This is a genomic window from Synechococcus sp. CCY 0621, assembly GCF_019038465.1.
Classification (GTDB): Bacteria; Cyanobacteriota; Cyanobacteriia; order PCC-6307; family Cyanobiaceae; genus Cyanobium.
In genome coordinates, this window is sequence record NZ_JAFKRH010000014.1 from 237,062 (window position 1) to 252,875 (window position 15,814).

Sequence of the window (15,814 nt, forward strand, 5' to 3'; positions counted from 1 at the left end):
CATGGGCCGACCGCATCGGATCTGGGTGGTGGACGACGATCCGGACCTGCGCCATCTCCTGTCCACCTACCTGGGGGACCAGGGCTACGAGGTCCGCTGCATGGGCGATGGCGCCCAGCTGATGGCCCGACTGGAGGGGCAGCGCCCCGATCTGCTGGTGCTCGACCTGATGCTCCCCGGCGATGACGGCCTCACCCTGCTGCGGCGCCTGCGGGACGGGGACGACGACCTGCCGGTGCTGATGCTGACGGCCCGGGCCGATGCGGTGGATCGGATCATCGGCCTGGAGCAGGGGGCCGACGACTACCTGGCCAAGCCTTTCCTGCCGCGGGAGCTGACCGCCCGGATCGAGGCGGTGCTGCGCCGCCGCGGCACCCTCCCCGGCGGCTTGCCCCAGCCCGATGGGGAACGGATCGGCTTCGGCGACCTGGAGGTGGATCTGGCGGCCCGCACCCTGGAGCGCCAGGGGGAAGCCCTGACGATCACCGGCGGCGAGTTCGCCCTGCTGGCGGCCTTCGTGCAGCACCCCCACCGGCCCCTGTCCCGGGAGCGGCTGATCGAACTGGCCCGGGGTCCCGGCAGCGACACCGACAGCCGCAGCATGGACGTGCAGGTGTCGCGGCTGCGGCGGTTGATCGAACCGGAGCCGGCCCGGCCTCGCTATGTGCAGACGGTCTGGGGTTATGGCTACGTGTTCGTTCCCGATGGCAAGCCCCGCCAGTCCTGAACCCGTCTGGCGGCCGTCCCTGGGGCGCACGCTGGCGTACCTGCTGGCTGGCACCGGTGCTGCCGCCCTCAGCCTGCTGCTGCTGCACCTGCTGCTGGGTCGGCGCCTGGCCCAGCAGCAGCTGATCCAGACGGGCTCGGAGGTGGCTTCGAACCTGGTGCTGGGGGAGGTGGCGCTGGAGCGCTTCAGCCCGGAGGTGCTTGGCCAGATCAGTGGCATGCGACTGGTGGTGGGCCGCCGACCGGAGCCTGCGGCCACGGCGGCCTGGGTGGGCCGGGGGGATCGGCGGCTGCGCTGGCAGACCCAGCGGCTGCAGGCGGAGCTGTGCCGCCGGCTGGGCCGTTGTCCGGCGGTGCAGCCGGCCTTCTCCCCGCGGCGGGGGGTATGGGTGGAAATGGCCTCCCCGCTGGAACCGGTGTGGCTGTTCGTTTATCTGCCCTCACCGCGCGGCTGGCCGCCGGATCCGTTGCTGCTGTCCCTGTCCATCGGCCTGGGGGCGCTCGGGGCCCTGCTGCTGTTCCTGATGCTGGAGATCCAGCGGCCCCTGACCCGGCTGCAGGACGCCCTGGCCGATGTGGGCCTCGAAGCCCTGCCCGAGGCCCTGCCGGACCAGGGCGCCCCGGCGGTGCGGCAGCTGATGGCCCGCTTCAACGCCATGCTGCTGCGGCTGGAGGACTCCGGCCGGGAGCGCACCACGATGCTGGCCGGCATCGCCCACGACCTGCGCAGCCCCCTCACACGGCTGCGGCTGCGCCTGGCCCTCGCCGCCGAGGGCCCGATGGCACCCCAGGAGCTGGAGCGGGCCCAGGCCGACATCCGCTCGATCGAGCGGATCACCCGCCAGTTCATGATCTTCGCGGGAGCCGAGGCGGGGGAGACTCCCGTGCTCGTACCGCTCGATGCCCTGGTGGCGGAGTCGGCGGCGTCGGTGGGCGAGGTGCCCCTGGAGCTGGATCTGGAGCCGCTGGTGCGGCGGGTGCGGCCGATCGCGCTGGCGCGGGCGGTGGGCAACCTGCTCGACAACGCCCTCACCTATGGCCGGCCGCCCCTGCGGCTGGTGCTGCGGCCCCTGGGATCCGGGGACGGGGCGGTGCACCCCCACGGCGAGGCCGGACCCGTGGAGAGCGGCTTCGAGATCCAGGTCTGGGACTGTGGCGATGGCATCGGCCCGGACCAGTGGCACAAGGCCATGACGCCATTTCAGCGGCTCGATCAGGCGCGCGGCGGCGAGGGGCACTGCGGCCTGGGCCTGGCCATTGCCGCCAAAGTCGCCCGCGACCATGGCGGTGACCTGCGCCGGCTGGAGGCCCCTGCCGCCGCCGAGCCGCCGCAGGGACGCTTCGGCGTGGCCCTGAGGGCCTGGCCCCTGCCGGGGGGGTGAAGCGGCGACGGTCGCATCCGGACATAGGTGGCGGTCAGCCAGTCCGATTCCCGTCACACGTTCCGGTCACGATGGAATCGTCAATCACCGTTCCTCCCATGCCTTCCAGCCTGCTCCAGCCCCTGCGGATCGCCGTTCTGGCCGCGGTCCTCGGCTCCACCGGTGGCGTGATGGCCCAGAGCGCTCCCACCGAGGCCACCCGGCCCACGCCCGCCCAGATGCAGAAGATCTTTCCCGAGCAGAAGCGGCTGGCGATCAGCGATCAGCAGGCCCGCATCGCCATCCTCCAGACCGGTGAGCGCTGTCTCTCTTCTGCCGCCAGCAGCGAAGCTCTGCGGGCCTGCATGAAGCAGCAGCGTGAAGCGAGCCAGCGCCAGCGCCAGCAGCACCGTGAGTCCCTGCGGGCCCTGTTCCAGCGCAACGGCATCGCCATGCCCGAGTGGGGCAAGAAGAAATGGGGTGAGGGCCGATCTGGCAGCCTCTGAGGCCTGGTCTCAGGCCTCGTCGAGGGCGGCCACGCCGGGCAGCACCTTGCCTTCCAGCAGCTCCAGGCTGGCGCCGCCCCCGGTGGAGATGTGGCTCATCTTTTCGGCCACACCCACCTTCTCCACAGCCGCCACGGAGTCACCGCCGCCGATGATCGTGCAGCAGCCCTTGGCGCTGAGATCGGCCAGGGTGTGGGCGATGGCGTTGGTGCCGGCGGCGAAGGCGTCGAACTCGAACACCCCCATGGGGCCGTTCCAGATGACGGTCTGGCAGTCGGCCAGGGCCTCCTGGAAGGCCTTCACTGAATCGGGGCCGATATCGAGGCCCATCCAGCCATCGGGAATGGCGTCGATCGCGGTGGTCTGACTGTTGGCGTCGGGGGCGAAGTTATCCGCCAGCACCACATCGGTGGGCAGCAGCAGCTGGACGCCCTTGGCGGCCGCCTTGGCTTCGAGTTCCTTGGCCAGTTCCAGCTTGTCCTCCTCCACCAGGCTCTTGCCCACCGCCAGTCCACGGGCCTTGTAGAAGGTGAAGATCATGCCGCCGCCGATCAGCACCTTGTCGCACTTGTCGATCAGCGACTCAAGCACGCCGATCTTGCTGCTCACCTTGGAGCCGCCCACGATCGCGGCCAGGGGACGCTTGGGTTCATCGATCGCCCCCTGCAGGTACTGCAGCTCCTTCTCCATCAGGAAACCGGCCACGCTGGGGCTCAGATACTTCGTCACGCCCTCGGTGGAGGCGTGGGCCCGGTGGGCGGCGCCGAAGGCGTCATTCACATAGACGTCGGCCAGGGCGGCCAGCTTCTCGGCGAAGCCGGCGTCGTTCTTCTCTTCCTCGGCGAAGAAGCGCACGTTCTCCAGCAGCACCACATCGCCATCGGCCATGGCGGCCACCTTGGCCTCGGCGTCGGGGCCGATGCAGCTGTCGGTCTTGGTCACGGGCTTGCCCAGCAGCTCGCTGAGGCGGGCCGCCACCGGGGTGAGGCGCATCGCCTCATTCACCTGGCCCTTGGGCCGGCCGAAGTGGGCGGCCAGCAGCACCCTGGCGCCGTGGTCGATGAGGTGGCGCACGGTGGGCAGTGCCGCCCGGATGCGGGTGTCGTCCGTGATGGCACCGGCGTCGTCGAGAGGCACGTTGAAGTCGACCCGAACCAGCACCCGCTTGCCGCGGAGATCATCGGCGCTGAGGCTGGAGAGGGATCGCTTCGCCACGGTTACGTGTAAGGAAAGGCGGGGGGAGATTAGCCTCCGGCGCCTCCGCTCCTGCCGCCGGCGCGATTCGGTTCTTCCCACCTCCCATCCCTGGCGGCCGCAACGGTCGGCGCTAAGACAAGGGGGCTGGGCCTTCCGCCATGTTCGACACCGTCCTGTTCCCCATCGACCAGAGCCGCCAGACGATGGAAACGGCGGCCGTCGCCCTTCAGCTCGCCCAGCGCCACGGCAGTCGAATCGTGCTGCTGTCGGTCGTGGAGGCCGAAGAGGGTGTGATGCACGATCCCGCCGCGGTGGCCCAGCTGCTGGAGCAGGCCCGCGCCAGTTTCACCCAGGCCGGTGTGGCCTGCGAGGTGCTCGAGCGGGAGGGAAAGCCGGCCTTCGTCATCGGCGATGTGGCCGATGAGATCAATGCCGATGTGATCGTCATGGGCACCCGCGGCATCACCCTGGAGGAGGACCACCACAGCACCGCCGCCCGGGTGCTGCAGCTGGCGCCCTGTCCGGTGCTGGTGGTGCCCTGATGCCGGACGTCGGCGACACGGTCCGCCTCAGCACGGCCGCCCCACCGATCCAGTGGTATCCGGGCCACATCGCCAAGGCGGAGAAAGCCCTCAGCGCCAACCTGGAGAAGGTGGACCTGGTGATCGAGGTGCGGGATGCCCGCATCCCCCTGGCCACCGGCCACCCGCGCCTGCAGCGCTGGATCCGGGGCAAGCAGCACCTGCTGGTGATCAACCGCCGCGACATGGTCAGCGCCGCGGCCCGCCTGGCCTGGGACGGCTGGTTCCGCGAGCGGGGCGAGGTGCCGTGGTGGTGTGACGCCAAGGTCGGCACCGGCGTCAAGCAACTGCAGCAGGCGGCGATCCGGGCCGGGGAGCAGCTCAACGCCCGCCGGGCCGGCCGCGGCATGCGGGCGCGGCCGGTGCGGGCCCTGATGCTGGGCTTCCCCAACGTCGGCAAGTCGGCGCTGATCAACCGGCTGGTGCGCCAGAAGGTGGTGGAGAGTGCCCGCCGGGCCGGCGTCACCCGCAGCCTGCGCTGGGTGCGGCTGGGCCAGGAACTGGATCTGCTCGACGCCCCCGGCGTGCTGCCCCCCCGCCTCGATGATCAGCTGGCCGGGCTGCGACTGGCTCTCTGCGACGACATCGGCCAGGCCTCCTACGACGGCGAGGCGGTGGCCCTGGCCTTCCTCCGTTTGCTCGTGCAGCTGGAGCGGGTGGCGGCCGCAGGTGTGGCGCCGGGGCTGGTGGAGCGGCGCTACGGGGTGGCGGTGCCGTCCTTGCCGGGAGGGACCCGCGCGATGCCCGTGCCTGACGCCGAAGCCTGGCTCAGCGCCGCCGCGGCCCGCCACACCAGTGGTGACACGGCCCGCATGGCCCAGCGCCTGCTCGATGATTTCCGCCGCTCCCTGCTGGGGCCGATCTCCCTGGAGCTGCCTCCTCTCGCCCTGCCTCCGGTGGAGGGGCCCCCCAGCTGATGGCCTGCTTCGGGGAAGGTGATGGGGAGCTGCTGACGCTCCACTACCCGAAGCCGCTGCCGATGCGGCTCGACCGCTGGCTGGTGTCCCAGCGGCCCGAGCAGAGCCGCGCCCGGATCCAGAAGTTCATTGATGCGGGCTATGTGCGGGTGAACGGCGTCACGGGCCGGGCCAAGACGCCCCTGCGCACCGACGACACCGTCGAGCTGTGGATGCCGCCGCCGGAACCCCTGCCCTATCTGGTGGCCCAGCCCATGGCGCTGGACGTGCTGTTCGAGGATGCCCACCTGATCGTGCTCAACAAGCCCGCCGGGCTCACGGTCCATCCGGCCCCCGGCAACAAGGACGGCACCCTGGTGAACGGCCTGCTGCACCACTGCCCCGACCTGCCTGGCATCGGCGGTGAGATGCGGCCCGGCATCGTGCATCGCCTCGACAAGGACACCACTGGCTGCATCGTGGTGGCCAAAAGCCAGGAGGCGCTGGTGAAGCTGCAGGTGCAGATCCAGAAGCGCATCGCCTCGCGGGAATACCTGGCGGTGGTGCACGGCCAGCCGGCGGCGGAGCGCGGCACGATCGTGGGGGCCATCGGCCGCCATCCGGTCGATCGCAAGAAGTACGCCGTGGTCTCGGACAGCACCGGCCGCCATGCCTGCACCCACTGGCGCCTGATCGAACCCCTGGGCGATTACTCCCTGCTGCGCTTCAAGCTCGACACGGGCCGCACCCACCAGATCCGGGTGCATTGCGCCCACACGGGCCATCCGATCGTGGGGGATGCCACCTACGGCCGCTGCCGCAAGCTTCCGGTGGCCCTGGGCGGCCAGGCCCTGCATGCGGTGCGGCTGGCCCTCGACCATCCGATCAGCGGCGAGCGTCTGGTGTGTGAGGCCCCCCTGCCGGAGGTGTTCGAGAAGCTGCTGCTGGCCCTCAGGCGGCGCAGCTCCTGAGGGCCAGCTCGACCTGCGGCCGGGGCGGCTTGTATCGCCTGGGGCCGGCGGCAGACTTGGTTCCCTGGCTTCCGCTGTCATGGCCCCGCCGCCGCGTCGGCTGTTCGTCGATCAGTTCTTCGTTGGCTGGGTGTATGGCCCCTGGGTGGTGGCCGGCCTGCTGGTGATCCTGGCGCTGCGGCTGCTGCTGGCCGAGGATTTCAACCTGCACAGCCACGCCTGGGGCCTGTTCGGCAACGCGGCGATCTGCTTCTCGATCGGCTGTGTCTGCAAGCTCTCCTGGGCCATGGCGCGTTTCAACGCCGTGCGCCAGCTGGAGTTGCAACTGCGCCAGGAGCTGGGTCTGCGCTGATGGCGATGACCCGTTCCCAGCTCGGGATGGTTGTCACCCTGCCCTGGCTGGCCGCCGGGGTGGTGCTGCTGGCCATGACCCGCCTCGAGGGCGAAACCCGCGAAGCCCAGCTGGGCCTGTTCGGCAGTGCCGCCATCTGCTTCTCGATCGGCTGCCTGGCCCGCACCAGCCTGGGCCTCCACGACCTGATCCAGGCCTCCCCCACCAAGGACGAGGCGCCAGCCCCGGGCCCCAGACAGCCATGATCCGGTGCCACGCCCACCGCTGGCTGGCACCGGCCCTGGCGCTGGCCGTGGTGGCCGTGATGGCACCGGCCCGGGCCCAGAGCCGCCGCCTGCCGCCCCCCTCCCCGGCGCTGCTGCGCAGCCTCCAGGGGTTCCAGCAGGATCTCGAGCGGCTCGACCGCAGCCTGCTGCCGGCGGCGCCGGAGGCGGACAGACCCGACGCAGCTGAGGCGCCCGACCTGCCGGCCCCGGCCGCGACGGCCCTGCCGGAGGCCCCTGAGGCGGTGCGGATCGAGCGGCGCCAACAGCTCAGCCTGGCCGAGACCCTGGCGGTGGCCGTGCGCAACGATCCCGATCTGGCCGCCGCCGTGCTGGGCGTGCGCGAGCACCAGGACCTGGCCGGTTCGGCCCGGGGACGCTGGTGGCCGGAGCTGGGCCTGAACCTGGCCGGTGGCTTCCGTCAGCAGCGCTCCTACAGCCAGGTCTGGGCCGCCAACACGGGCCTCTATCCGGCGGACTCCCCGTTTCTGGTCAGGCCCCAGGGCTGGAATGTGGTGCAGACCAACGTCGGTGCGGCCGCTGCCCGGATGGAACTGGGCTGGGAGCTGATCAGCCCCTACCGCAGCGCCAGCATCGCCGAGGCCGACGAGAGCCTCAGGGCCTCCCGCCAGCGTTATGCCGACCGGCTGCGCCAGCTGCAGCTGGATGTGAGCGTCGCCTACTACGGCCTGCAGCTCGCCGACCAGCTGCAGCGCATCCGCCGGGCCGTCGCCGACAGCGACACGGTGGTGCGCGACCAGGTGGCGGCGCTCCAGCAGGCGGGTCTGGTGCCGCGGCTGGACCGGCTCCGGGCCGAGGCCGCCCTGCAGCAGAGCCTCTATCGCCTTGAGCAGGCCGAGGCCCTGCAGCTGAGCCGCCAGCGCCAGCTCAGCAACCTGATCAACGTGCCCTTCGACGTCAGCCTGCGGGCCAGCGAAGCGGTGCGGCTGCAGCCCCCCTGGCCCTTCGACCTGGAGCAGACGATCGTGCGCGGCTGGCGCGACAATCCCCAGCTGCGGGCCCTGCAGGCCTCCCGCAACGCCCTGCTGCGCCAGGCCGATCGCCGCGCCGCCGAGCTGCTGCCAAGCCTGCGGCTGGTGGCCACCGGTGGCTACGGCCAGGGGCTGATCACCCAACCGGTGATCAAGCTGGAGGGGTGCTGCAGCTCGGCTCTCATCCCCCAGCTGCTCAACCAGCGCTCCGACTGGGCGGCGGGCCTGCAGCTGCACTGGCGCTTCTTCGATGGCGGCGTCACCGCCGGTGCCGTGGCCGCCAGTCGCAGCGCGGCGGCACGCACCGACCAGAGCCTGGCCCGCGAACGCAATGCCATCCGCCAGCGCCTCGAAGCCGCCTTCTACGACCATCGGGCCGCCCTGCGCCAGATCGTGGCGGCCCGTGCCTCCTACAGCGCCTCCCGGGAGGCCTTCCGGGATGTGCGGGCCCGTTACCAGCTCGGACTGGCCGACTACAGCGATGTGGCCACCACCGTGGCCACCCTCACCGGCGCCATGGAGGGGGTGGCCGAGTCCACCACCCTGGCCAATGTCAGCTACGCCCAGCTGCTGCGCGAACTGCTGCCGGTGCCGGACCGGCCCGATCAGCCGGTGGCGCTGCCGCTGGTGCTGGGCGACTCCTGAGCGTCGCCCTGCCGCTCCTGCAGCCGCTGCCAGCGGCGATGGCGCCAGGCGAACGAGCGCCACAGCAGCAGCACCAGCAGGGCGGCGAACCAGAACCACACTTCGGGGGCATTGGCATGCAGCAGCACCACCAGCAGGGCCGCCTGGAGCACCAGCCAGGGCAGCTCGCGGGTCATGGCAGGGCCTCTCGCTGCTGGAGCGGAGGCTGGTCCTGGCGCTCCTGTTGCCGCAGGGTGCGGTAGCTGCCCGTGAGGTCGCGCAGCATCGGCAGCAGATAGCTGACCGGTGGGCGCCACTCCACATAACCGTGGGCCTTGAGGGTCAGTCCCTCGCGGATCGGGAAGACGCTGCTGCCACGGCTGAGGGTCCAGCGGTAGCCATCGAAGCCGGGGGCGTTGCCCGTGGGCTGCAGGGCGATCTCGGTGCGCAGCACCGGTCCGTGGCGCACCAGGGCCTCCGCCAGCTGGGGGTTGCCCATGGTGGTGTTGATGTCTTCGCGGGTGGCGGGCAGCAGGTTGACGCGCACGACGCGACCGCGGATGCCACCGAAGCGGCCCCGCTCGTTCCAGTCCGGCACCACCTCCATGGCCAGGCCAGGGCGCAGGCGACGCCCATCGGCCGGGGCGAAGTAGGCCACGGCCTGAAGGGTCTGGCCATCCTCGGGCCCTCCCAGGGTGCCGAGGCGCTGGCCCGGTTTCACCGTCTGACCGCGCACCACCTGCAGATCCAGCAGCCGCCCGTCCCGGGTGGCGCTGAGGCTGCCGTCGAAGCCCAGGCGGGTCTGGGTGACCCGCACGGCGCGGCGGGCGTCATTGATGGCAAAGCGACGCCGCTGGGCTTCGGAGTCGATGCCCAGCTTCACCGTCTCCCAGGCGTCGATGGCCTCCCGTTCGCGGATGCCGAGATCGGCGACGCTGTTGTCGAGCTGGATGGCTCGGTCTTCGCTGGCCACCACCTCGCCGGCCAGGGGGGCCACCACTTCGCGGCCGGCGAGATGGCGGAAATCGGCCACCTTCTGGTCGTAGACGCGACGCAGGGCGTCGAGGCGTCTGCGGTTGCCCGCCAACTCGGCCAGGGCCGTGTCCCGCAGCCGCCGGGCCGAGGCCAGCCGCGCCTGGTCGCGCCGGTCGAGATCGGCGTTGATGCGGATCAGCTCCGCCAGATCCTTCTCCTGGCGGCGCAGCTGCTGCTCCAAGGTGGGCAGGTAGAGGCGCAGCAGGGTCTGGCCCCGGCTCACCCGCTGGCCCACCCGCACCGGCAGGCTGAGGATCTGGCCCTCGGCCCGGGCATCGATCACCGTGGCACCGCCGGGCACGATCACCACCCCCCGGCCGATCACCTCGGTGGGCACCGGCCAGAACAGGAACCAGCCGGCGGTCAGGGCCCAGGCGGTGCCCAGGGCCAGCAGCACCCGCCGCTCCGTCGCTTCCTCGGACGTTTCCATGGTCAGCCTCAGCCCCGCAGCCGCTCCACCAGGTGGGTGCCCACCCGCAGGGCATTGGCGATGGCGGTGAGGGAGGGGTTCACGGCGCCGATCGTGGGCATGAAGCTGGTGTCGACGACATAGAGATTGTCGAGTTCGTGGGCCTTGCAGTTGAGGTCGAGCACCGAGCTGGCCGGATCGCTGCCGAAGCGGCAGGTGCCGGCCTGGTGGCCCACGGCGGCGATGCCCATGCTGTTGGCGATGTAGAACTGGCGCTCCACCAGATGCTGGCGCAGATAGAGGCGATCCAGCAGGCCCTCCAGCCGGCTCACCAGACGCGCCGAGGCGGTGAGGTTGTTGGGGGTGTAACTGAGCTGGATCTGGCCGGATGCGGTCACGGTGACACGGTTGTTCGGATCGGGCAAGTCTTCGCTGGAGATCCAGAAGTCGAGGGCATGTTGGGCGATCTTGTCCATGCTCCAGCCGGGCATCATGAAGGTTTCCAGTGGCGCGTAGCCCTTCATGATCGTGCCGTTCGTTTTCCCCGTCATCTGGATGTTGCCCATCGGGTAGTCGAAGTCGGCATCGCCGAGATACCAGTCGTTGATCGACACCGTTTTCTGGAAAATGGTGCGGTTCGGCTCATGGGCCAGGGCCACCATCGCCTTGCTGTTGTGGAACATGTAGTGGCGGCCCACCTGGTCGGAGCCGTTGGCCAGCCCACGCGGATGGCGGTCGTTGGCTGACACCAGCAGCAGCCGGGCGCTGTTGGCGGCGCCGCAGCTCACCACCACCACATCACCGCTGACGGTGAGCGGCTCGCCGTCCCGTTCCAGTTCCACCCCGGTGACCGTGCGGCCGGAGGTATCGGTGTGCAGTCGCTTCACCAGCGCCCGCGTCAGCAGTGACACGGTCGGCTGCGCCAGGGCCGGCCGGATGCCCAGCACTTCCGCGTCCGATTTGGCGTGCACCAGGCAGGGGAAACCATCGCAGCAGTTGCACTTGCGGCAACGGCTGAAGGCCATGTTGGCCTCATCGAGCTGCACGCCGCTGGGGGCATGAAACGGGTGCAGCCCGGCGGAGCGCAGGTCGTCGACGAGCTTCTGCATCCGCGGCTCATGGGCCACCGGCGGATGGGGGTAGGGGCCGCTGCAGGGCGGCTCGGTGGGATCTTCACCGCGCTGGCCGTGCACGTGGTACATCTCCTCGGCCTTCTGATACCAGGGCTCGAAGTCGGCGTAGCGCAGGGGCCAGGCCGGCGACGTGCCATCGAAGTGGGCGAGCTGCTCGAAGTCCTGCTGGCGCAGGCGGAAGTGGGCGGCGCCGTACATCTTGGTGGCGCCCCCGACGAAGTAATGGCTGCCCGGCTGAAACGTCTTGCCGTGTTTGTCGAGCCAGGGATCCTTCGACACGTAGCGGTTCTGCTGGAACACCGCTTCGGCGTCCCAGTTCTGGGGCTCCTGGGGCAGCCAGTCGCCCCGCTCCAGCACCAGCACCTTCAGGCCCGCGGGGGCCAGGTGGCGGGCCAGGGTGCCGCCACCGGCGCCGCTGCCGATGATCACCACATCGAAGTGGGCACCGTTGCTCACCTGCAGCTGGGTCGCGGCCGGCAGGGTTGAGCTGTGAACACTCGGACCGGCGATGGCGGTGCTGGCGGACGGGGCGCTCATGACGGGGGGGAGTAGCGGTTGAGCTGGTTGAGCATCTTGCAGACCATGGCGCTCCAGCCGGTCTGATGGGAGGCACCGACGCCGCTGCCATTGTCGCCGTGGAAGTATTCGTTGAACAGGATCAGATCGCGCCAGTGGGGATCGCTCTGGAACATCTCCACGCCACCATTGAAGGGGCGTCGGCCTTCGCCGTTGCGGCGGAACAGATCCACCAGCCGTTTCTCCAGCTCCAGGGAGGCCTCCCAGAGGCTGATCCAGTGGCCGGAGCGGGTGGGGAACTCCACCTTGAAGCTCTCGTCGTAGAAGTGGGCGAATTTCTGCAGCGATTCGATCAGCAGGAAGTTCATCGGCATCCACACCGGCCCGCGCCAGTTGGAGTTGCCCCCGAACATCGCCACAGGACTGTCGGCCGGGCTGTAGGCGAGGGTCTGGCTTTCGCTGCCTTCGGTGTAGGTGTAGGGGTGCTGTTCGTACACCTTGGAGAGGGAACGGATGCCGTAGGGGGAGAGAAACTCCTCCTCGTCAAACAGTCGTTCGCAGATGCGCTGCAGGCGTTCCCTGGGCACCAGGGTGAACAGCACCCGGTCGTTGTGCCAGATCCCCAGGTTTTCCACGATCCAGGAGGGCGTGGTGCGCTCGTGGGTGAACCACGCCAGGGTGCGGCTGACATCAAGCATCGGTAGCCGTGCCACGGTGTCGATGTCGAAGCTCTGCACCGCCAGCAGGGGCACCAGGCCCGAGAGCGAACGGGTGCGCAGATAGTCGACGCTGCCGTCGGGCCGCTTGATCACGTCGTAATAGAAGCCGTCCTCCTCGTCCCAGTTGAGGTAGTTGCGGCCGGCCGGATTGTTGAGGGCGATCGCCAGCTGCACGAAATCCACCACGAAACGCTCGCAGATGTCGGCGTACTCCGGCTCTTCCTGGCTCAGTTCCACGGCGATGTCCAGCAGATTGAGACTGAGCGAGGCCATCCAGGCGGTGCCGTCGCACTGCTCGATGATGCTGCCGTCGGCCAGGGGGAAACGCCGATCGAACACGGCGATGTTGTCGAGGCCCAGGAACCCCCCCTCAAAGACGTTGTCGCCGGAGCGGTCGTTGCGGTTCGCCCACCAGCCGTACTCCAGGATCAGCTTGCGCAGGGCTGCCCTCAGGAAGGCCAGATCGGCGCTGTCGCTGTTCTTGCGATCAATCTGATAAATGCGCATCGCCGCCCAGGCGCCGATCGGCGGATTGGGATCGGACAAGGCCCACTCGTAGGCAGGGGTCTGGGCGTTGGGAGCGGTGTAATGGGGCTTGCGCAGCAGCATGCACTGCTCCTTGGCGGTGGCCGGATCGAAGATCGCGAAAGCCACCGCGTGGAACATCAGGTCCCACTGGCAGAAGTAGGGATACTCCCAGCAATCCGGCATCGAGATCACGTCGTGGGCGTGCAGACGTTCCCAGTAAGCGTTCTGGGTGTGACGTCGCTGGGCCGGTGGCGGCGAGCCGGTGGGGTCACCTTCAAGCCAGCGCATCACGCTCCAGCCGTAGTACTTCTTGCACCACAGCAGCCCGGCGGTGCCGGCCAGATGGATGCGCCGGTCGTCTTCGCACAGGCCGGGAACGCGATGCTCGAAATACTCCAGCCACTCCCGTTCACGCTCGGCGAAGAGTGCTGCGACGGCGTCCCGATCCAGCGCAGGGGCCGGCGCGGGGCCGTCGGTGCGGTGCAGGCGCAGCTCCACCACCCATTCCTCGCCGGCGGCCAGGGTGCGCTGCAGCAGACGGCCCGCCTTGCTGCCCTGCAGGGCCGGATTCACCGCGCCGGCTTCGCCGTCGACCACATGGCGATGGAAGCCGTCCTTCTGGAAGGCCGTGGCGTTGGGCTGGCCCCAGAGCCGCTCGCTGTTGGTTTCGTTGTCGGTGAAGATCCAGCGTCCGGGCTCGTCGCAGTCGAGCTGATACACCCCCAGACGGGGGATCCCATCGGTAACCACGGCAGGGCCGCTGGCCGCATCGTCGGCGCCGGCGAGTGGGCAGATCCGGTGCTCGACTTCATCGGGATAGCCCCAGCGCCAGGTGTTGCGTAGCCACAGGGTTGGCAGCACGGTGAGCGGGGCGGGATCCGGGCCGCGGTTGGTGGCCCGCAGCCGGATCAGCAGGTCCTCCGGTCCGGCCTTGGCGTACTCGATGAGGACATCGAAATAGCGGCTCTCGTTGAAGATCCCCGTGTCGATCAGTTCGTACTCGGGCTGGTCGCGGCCGCGGCGGCCGTTCTCGGCCCGTAGCTCTTCGTAGGGGAACGTCCGCTGCGGGTACTTGTACAGCCCCCGCATGAAGCTGTGGGTGGGAGTGTTGGCGAGATGGAAGAAATAGTCCTTGAGGTCCTCACCGTGGTTGCCTTCGGGATTGCCGAGTCCGAAGGGCCGTTCCTTGAGGATCGGGTCCACGCCGTTCCAGAGGGCCAGCGAGAAACAGAGGCGGCACTGGTCGTCGCAGAGGCCCAGCAGGCCGTCCTCGCCCCAGCGGTAGACACGGGAGCGGGCGTGGTCGTGGGGGAAGGAGGTCCAGGCGTCCCCGTCGGCTGAATAGTCCTCGCGCACGGTGCCCCACTGGCGCTCGCTCAGGTAGCTGCCCCACAGGCTCCAGGGGGCGAGGTCGTGGTCGCGCTCGGCCATGCGCCGGGTTTCCGACGGCGTGATGGCGTCGAGCACGGCGCCGCTGGGGACGCTGGCCGTCAAAGGGCGGCCTTCAGGGCGGCGCCGATGCGCAGGGCGTTGGCGACCACCGTGAGCCCCACCCCCACCGAGGGACAGAAGGGCAACACGCTGGCATCGACGATCCAGAGGTTGTGCACCTCGTGGCTGCGGCCCTGCAGGTTCACCACCGAGGTGGCCGGATCTGAGCCCATGCGGCAGGTGCCGCAGGCGCCGCCGATCACGGGCAGGGGCGCCTCGCCGCGGGGGTGGGTGGGGGCGGCCTTGGCCACCAGGGTCAGGGGGTCGGCCTCCACCGCCTTGAGGCAGTCGATCCAGCGGTAGACGAGGCGATCGTGGGCCTCCCGGTTGTTGGCCGTGTAATGGATCTGCAGCAGGTTGCCCCGAAGGGCGACGCGGTTGTGGGGATCGGGCCGCACGGCGCTCATCGCCCACCAGGTGATGGAGCGGGCCGCGAGCTGCTCAAGACCGAAATCCGGCAGCAGCCGGGTCACCAGGGAGAGCACCGGCGGCGATTCGGCGAACAGGGCGTCCTGGAGCACCCCCCCACCGCTCTGGATCGAGCCGAGCGGAAAGTCAACGTTCTTGTCGCCCCAGTAGAAGTCGGTGATGCCATGGCCGCGGCTGTAGCGGCCCGAATTGGGGGCAGCGGCCAGCTGCAGGATCGAGGTGAGCTGGGGCTTCATCAGGTTGCGGCCCACCTGATCGGAGCCGTTGGCCAGGCCGCGGGCGTGGTGGTCGGTGGCGGAGCGCAGCAGGATCTCCGGCGTGCCGATGGCCCCGGCGGCCAGCACCACCTGGTGGCCGCGGAACAGCCAGCGCTGGTTGTCGATCTCCGCTTCGACGCCGCGCACCTCCTGGCCCGACGGGTTGACGTGCAGCTGCATCACCCGGACGTGCTCCTTGACGGTGACGGCGCCGCAGGCGCGCACCGGATCGACGCCAAACAGTTCGGCATCTCCGGTGGGATCGACCGCCGAATCGGACCAGCTCAGCGGCAGGTCGTAGGGATGCAGGCCCTGGCGTTCGAGGGCGGCACGCAGCTCCACCAGAAACGGCTCCACCGGCCGCGGCGCAGCGGGGTAGGCGCTGTTGCGGGCCGGGGCGGTGGGATCGGCACCGGCCACACCGTGCACGTGATACAGCGATTCCGCCTGGTCGTACCAAGGGGCCAGGTCGTCGTAGCGCAGTTCCCAGTCCGGAGAGGGCCCCTCCTGGAGGGGCACGCCAAGGAATTCCCTCTCACGCATGCGCTCAAGCACGCCACCCCAGATCTTGGTGTTGCCGCCGATGGCATGCACCATCTGGGGGGAGAAGGGATCCCCATCGGTGCCGAACCACTTCTCCTCGGGGTGGTACCGCGGCTTGCGGAACAGACTTACCTCGTTCACGTTCTGGTCGGCCTGGGGCATGACGCCACCGCGCTCCAGCAGCAACACCGTGTGGCCCGCATCGGCGAGGCTGGCGGCCAGGGTGCCGCCACCGGCACCGCTGCCGATCAGAATCACGTCGTAATGGTTGTCGTCAATGATCAT

General features: G+C 69.7%; 15 protein-coding genes. 9 read left to right on the top strand and 6 right to left on the bottom strand.

Annotated features, from left to right (window positions below; all coding sequences use genetic code 11):
• Nucleotide 1: 1 nt before the first annotated feature.
• The 3 genes from KUG43_RS04990 to KUG43_RS05000 all read left to right on the top strand — a co-directional run bounded on the left by KUG43_RS04990 (nucleotide 2) and on the right by KUG43_RS05000 (nucleotide 2,593).
• Complete coding sequence (locus tag KUG43_RS04990) at nucleotides 2–727, top strand: response regulator (protein WP_216906708.1); 726 nt, start codon at nucleotides 2–4, stop codon at nucleotides 725–727.
• A complete protein-coding gene (locus KUG43_RS04995) occupies nucleotides 705–2,108 on the top strand; it encodes an ATP-binding protein (RefSeq protein ID WP_216906711.1) in 1,404 nt (467 codons plus the stop codon). Before KUG43_RS04990 ends, KUG43_RS04995 begins: the two co-directional genes overlap by 23 nt.
• A gap of 98 nt (nucleotides 2,109–2,206) precedes the next feature.
• A complete protein-coding gene (locus KUG43_RS05000) occupies nucleotides 2,207–2,593 on the top strand; it encodes a hypothetical protein (RefSeq protein ID WP_216906713.1) in 387 nt (128 codons plus the stop codon).
• Nucleotides 2,594–2,602: 9 nt separating this feature from the next.
• On the opposite strand, the gene KUG43_RS05005 is transcribed toward KUG43_RS05000, so the two are convergent.
• Nucleotides 2,603–3,808, bottom strand: a complete 1,206-nt coding sequence (locus KUG43_RS05005) for a phosphoglycerate kinase (protein ID WP_216906715.1) — start codon at nucleotides 3,806–3,808, stop codon at nucleotides 2,603–2,605.
• A 140-nt stretch (nucleotides 3,809–3,948) separates the two neighbouring features.
• On the opposite strand from KUG43_RS05005, the gene KUG43_RS05010 reads away from it, so the two are divergent.
• The 6 genes from KUG43_RS05010 to KUG43_RS05035 all read left to right on the top strand — a co-directional run bounded on the left by KUG43_RS05010 (nucleotide 3,949) and on the right by KUG43_RS05035 (nucleotide 8,490).
• Nucleotides 3,949–4,332: a universal stress protein gene (locus KUG43_RS05010; RefSeq protein WP_216906717.1), complete on the top strand. Its 384-nt coding sequence runs from the start codon at nucleotides 3,949–3,951 to the stop codon at nucleotides 4,330–4,332.
• Nucleotides 4,332–5,288, top strand: a complete 957-nt coding sequence (ylqF, locus tag KUG43_RS05015; protein ID WP_216906719.1) for a ribosome biogenesis GTPase YlqF — start codon at nucleotides 4,332–4,334, stop codon at nucleotides 5,286–5,288. The genes KUG43_RS05010 and ylqF overlap by 1 nt, the downstream gene beginning before the upstream one ends.
• The gene (locus tag KUG43_RS05020; protein ID WP_216906721.1) at nucleotides 5,288–6,238 is read left to right on the top strand and encodes an RluA family pseudouridine synthase; all 951 of its coding nucleotides are present in this window, start codon (nucleotides 5,288–5,290) and stop codon (nucleotides 6,236–6,238) included. Before ylqF ends, KUG43_RS05020 begins: the two co-directional genes overlap by 1 nt.
• 79 nt (nucleotides 6,239–6,317) lie before the next feature.
• Nucleotides 6,318–6,590, top strand: coding sequence for a hypothetical protein (locus tag KUG43_RS05025; RefSeq protein ID WP_216906723.1), 273 nt, complete (start codon nucleotides 6,318–6,320; stop codon nucleotides 6,588–6,590).
• Between the two features lie 5 nt (nucleotides 6,591–6,595).
• Nucleotides 6,596–6,835 carry a hypothetical protein gene (locus KUG43_RS05030; RefSeq protein ID WP_216906725.1) on the top strand — a complete coding sequence of 80 codons (240 nt, stop codon included), beginning with the start codon at nucleotides 6,596–6,598 and terminating at the stop codon, nucleotides 6,833–6,835.
• Nucleotides 6,832–8,490 carry a TolC family protein gene (locus KUG43_RS05035; RefSeq protein WP_216906727.1) on the top strand — a complete coding sequence of 553 codons (1,659 nt, stop codon included), beginning with the start codon at nucleotides 6,832–6,834 and terminating at the stop codon, nucleotides 8,488–8,490. The genes KUG43_RS05030 and KUG43_RS05035 overlap by 4 nt, the downstream gene beginning before the upstream one ends.
• On the opposite strand, the gene KUG43_RS05040 is transcribed toward KUG43_RS05035, so the two are convergent.
• From KUG43_RS05040 to KUG43_RS05060, 5 genes are read right to left on the bottom strand one after another with little or no spacing between them, the layout of a single operon-like run.
• Nucleotides 8,451–8,666 (bottom strand): hypothetical protein, encoded by a 216-nt coding sequence (locus KUG43_RS05040; protein WP_216906728.1) that lies wholly within the window; start codon nucleotides 8,664–8,666, stop codon nucleotides 8,451–8,453. The two genes, KUG43_RS05035 and KUG43_RS05040, sit on opposite strands and share 40 nt — an antisense overlap.
• Nucleotides 8,663–9,934, bottom strand: a complete 1,272-nt coding sequence (locus tag KUG43_RS05045; protein WP_216906730.1) for an NHLP bacteriocin system secretion protein — start codon at nucleotides 9,932–9,934, stop codon at nucleotides 8,663–8,665. Before KUG43_RS05045 ends, KUG43_RS05040 begins: the two co-directional genes overlap by 4 nt.
• Nucleotides 9,935–9,942: 8 nt before the next feature.
• Nucleotides 9,943–11,583: a GMC family oxidoreductase gene (locus KUG43_RS05050; protein WP_286194392.1), complete on the bottom strand. Its 1,641-nt coding sequence runs from the start codon at nucleotides 11,581–11,583 to the stop codon at nucleotides 9,943–9,945.
• Nucleotides 11,580–14,303, bottom strand: a complete 2,724-nt coding sequence (locus KUG43_RS05055) for an MGH1-like glycoside hydrolase domain-containing protein (RefSeq protein WP_502988576.1) — start codon at nucleotides 14,301–14,303, stop codon at nucleotides 11,580–11,582. The genes KUG43_RS05050 and KUG43_RS05055 overlap by 4 nt, the downstream gene beginning before the upstream one ends.
• A complete protein-coding gene (locus KUG43_RS05060; protein WP_216906732.1) occupies nucleotides 14,300–15,814 on the bottom strand; it encodes a GMC oxidoreductase in 1,515 nt (504 codons plus the stop codon). The genes KUG43_RS05055 and KUG43_RS05060 overlap by 4 nt, the downstream gene beginning before the upstream one ends.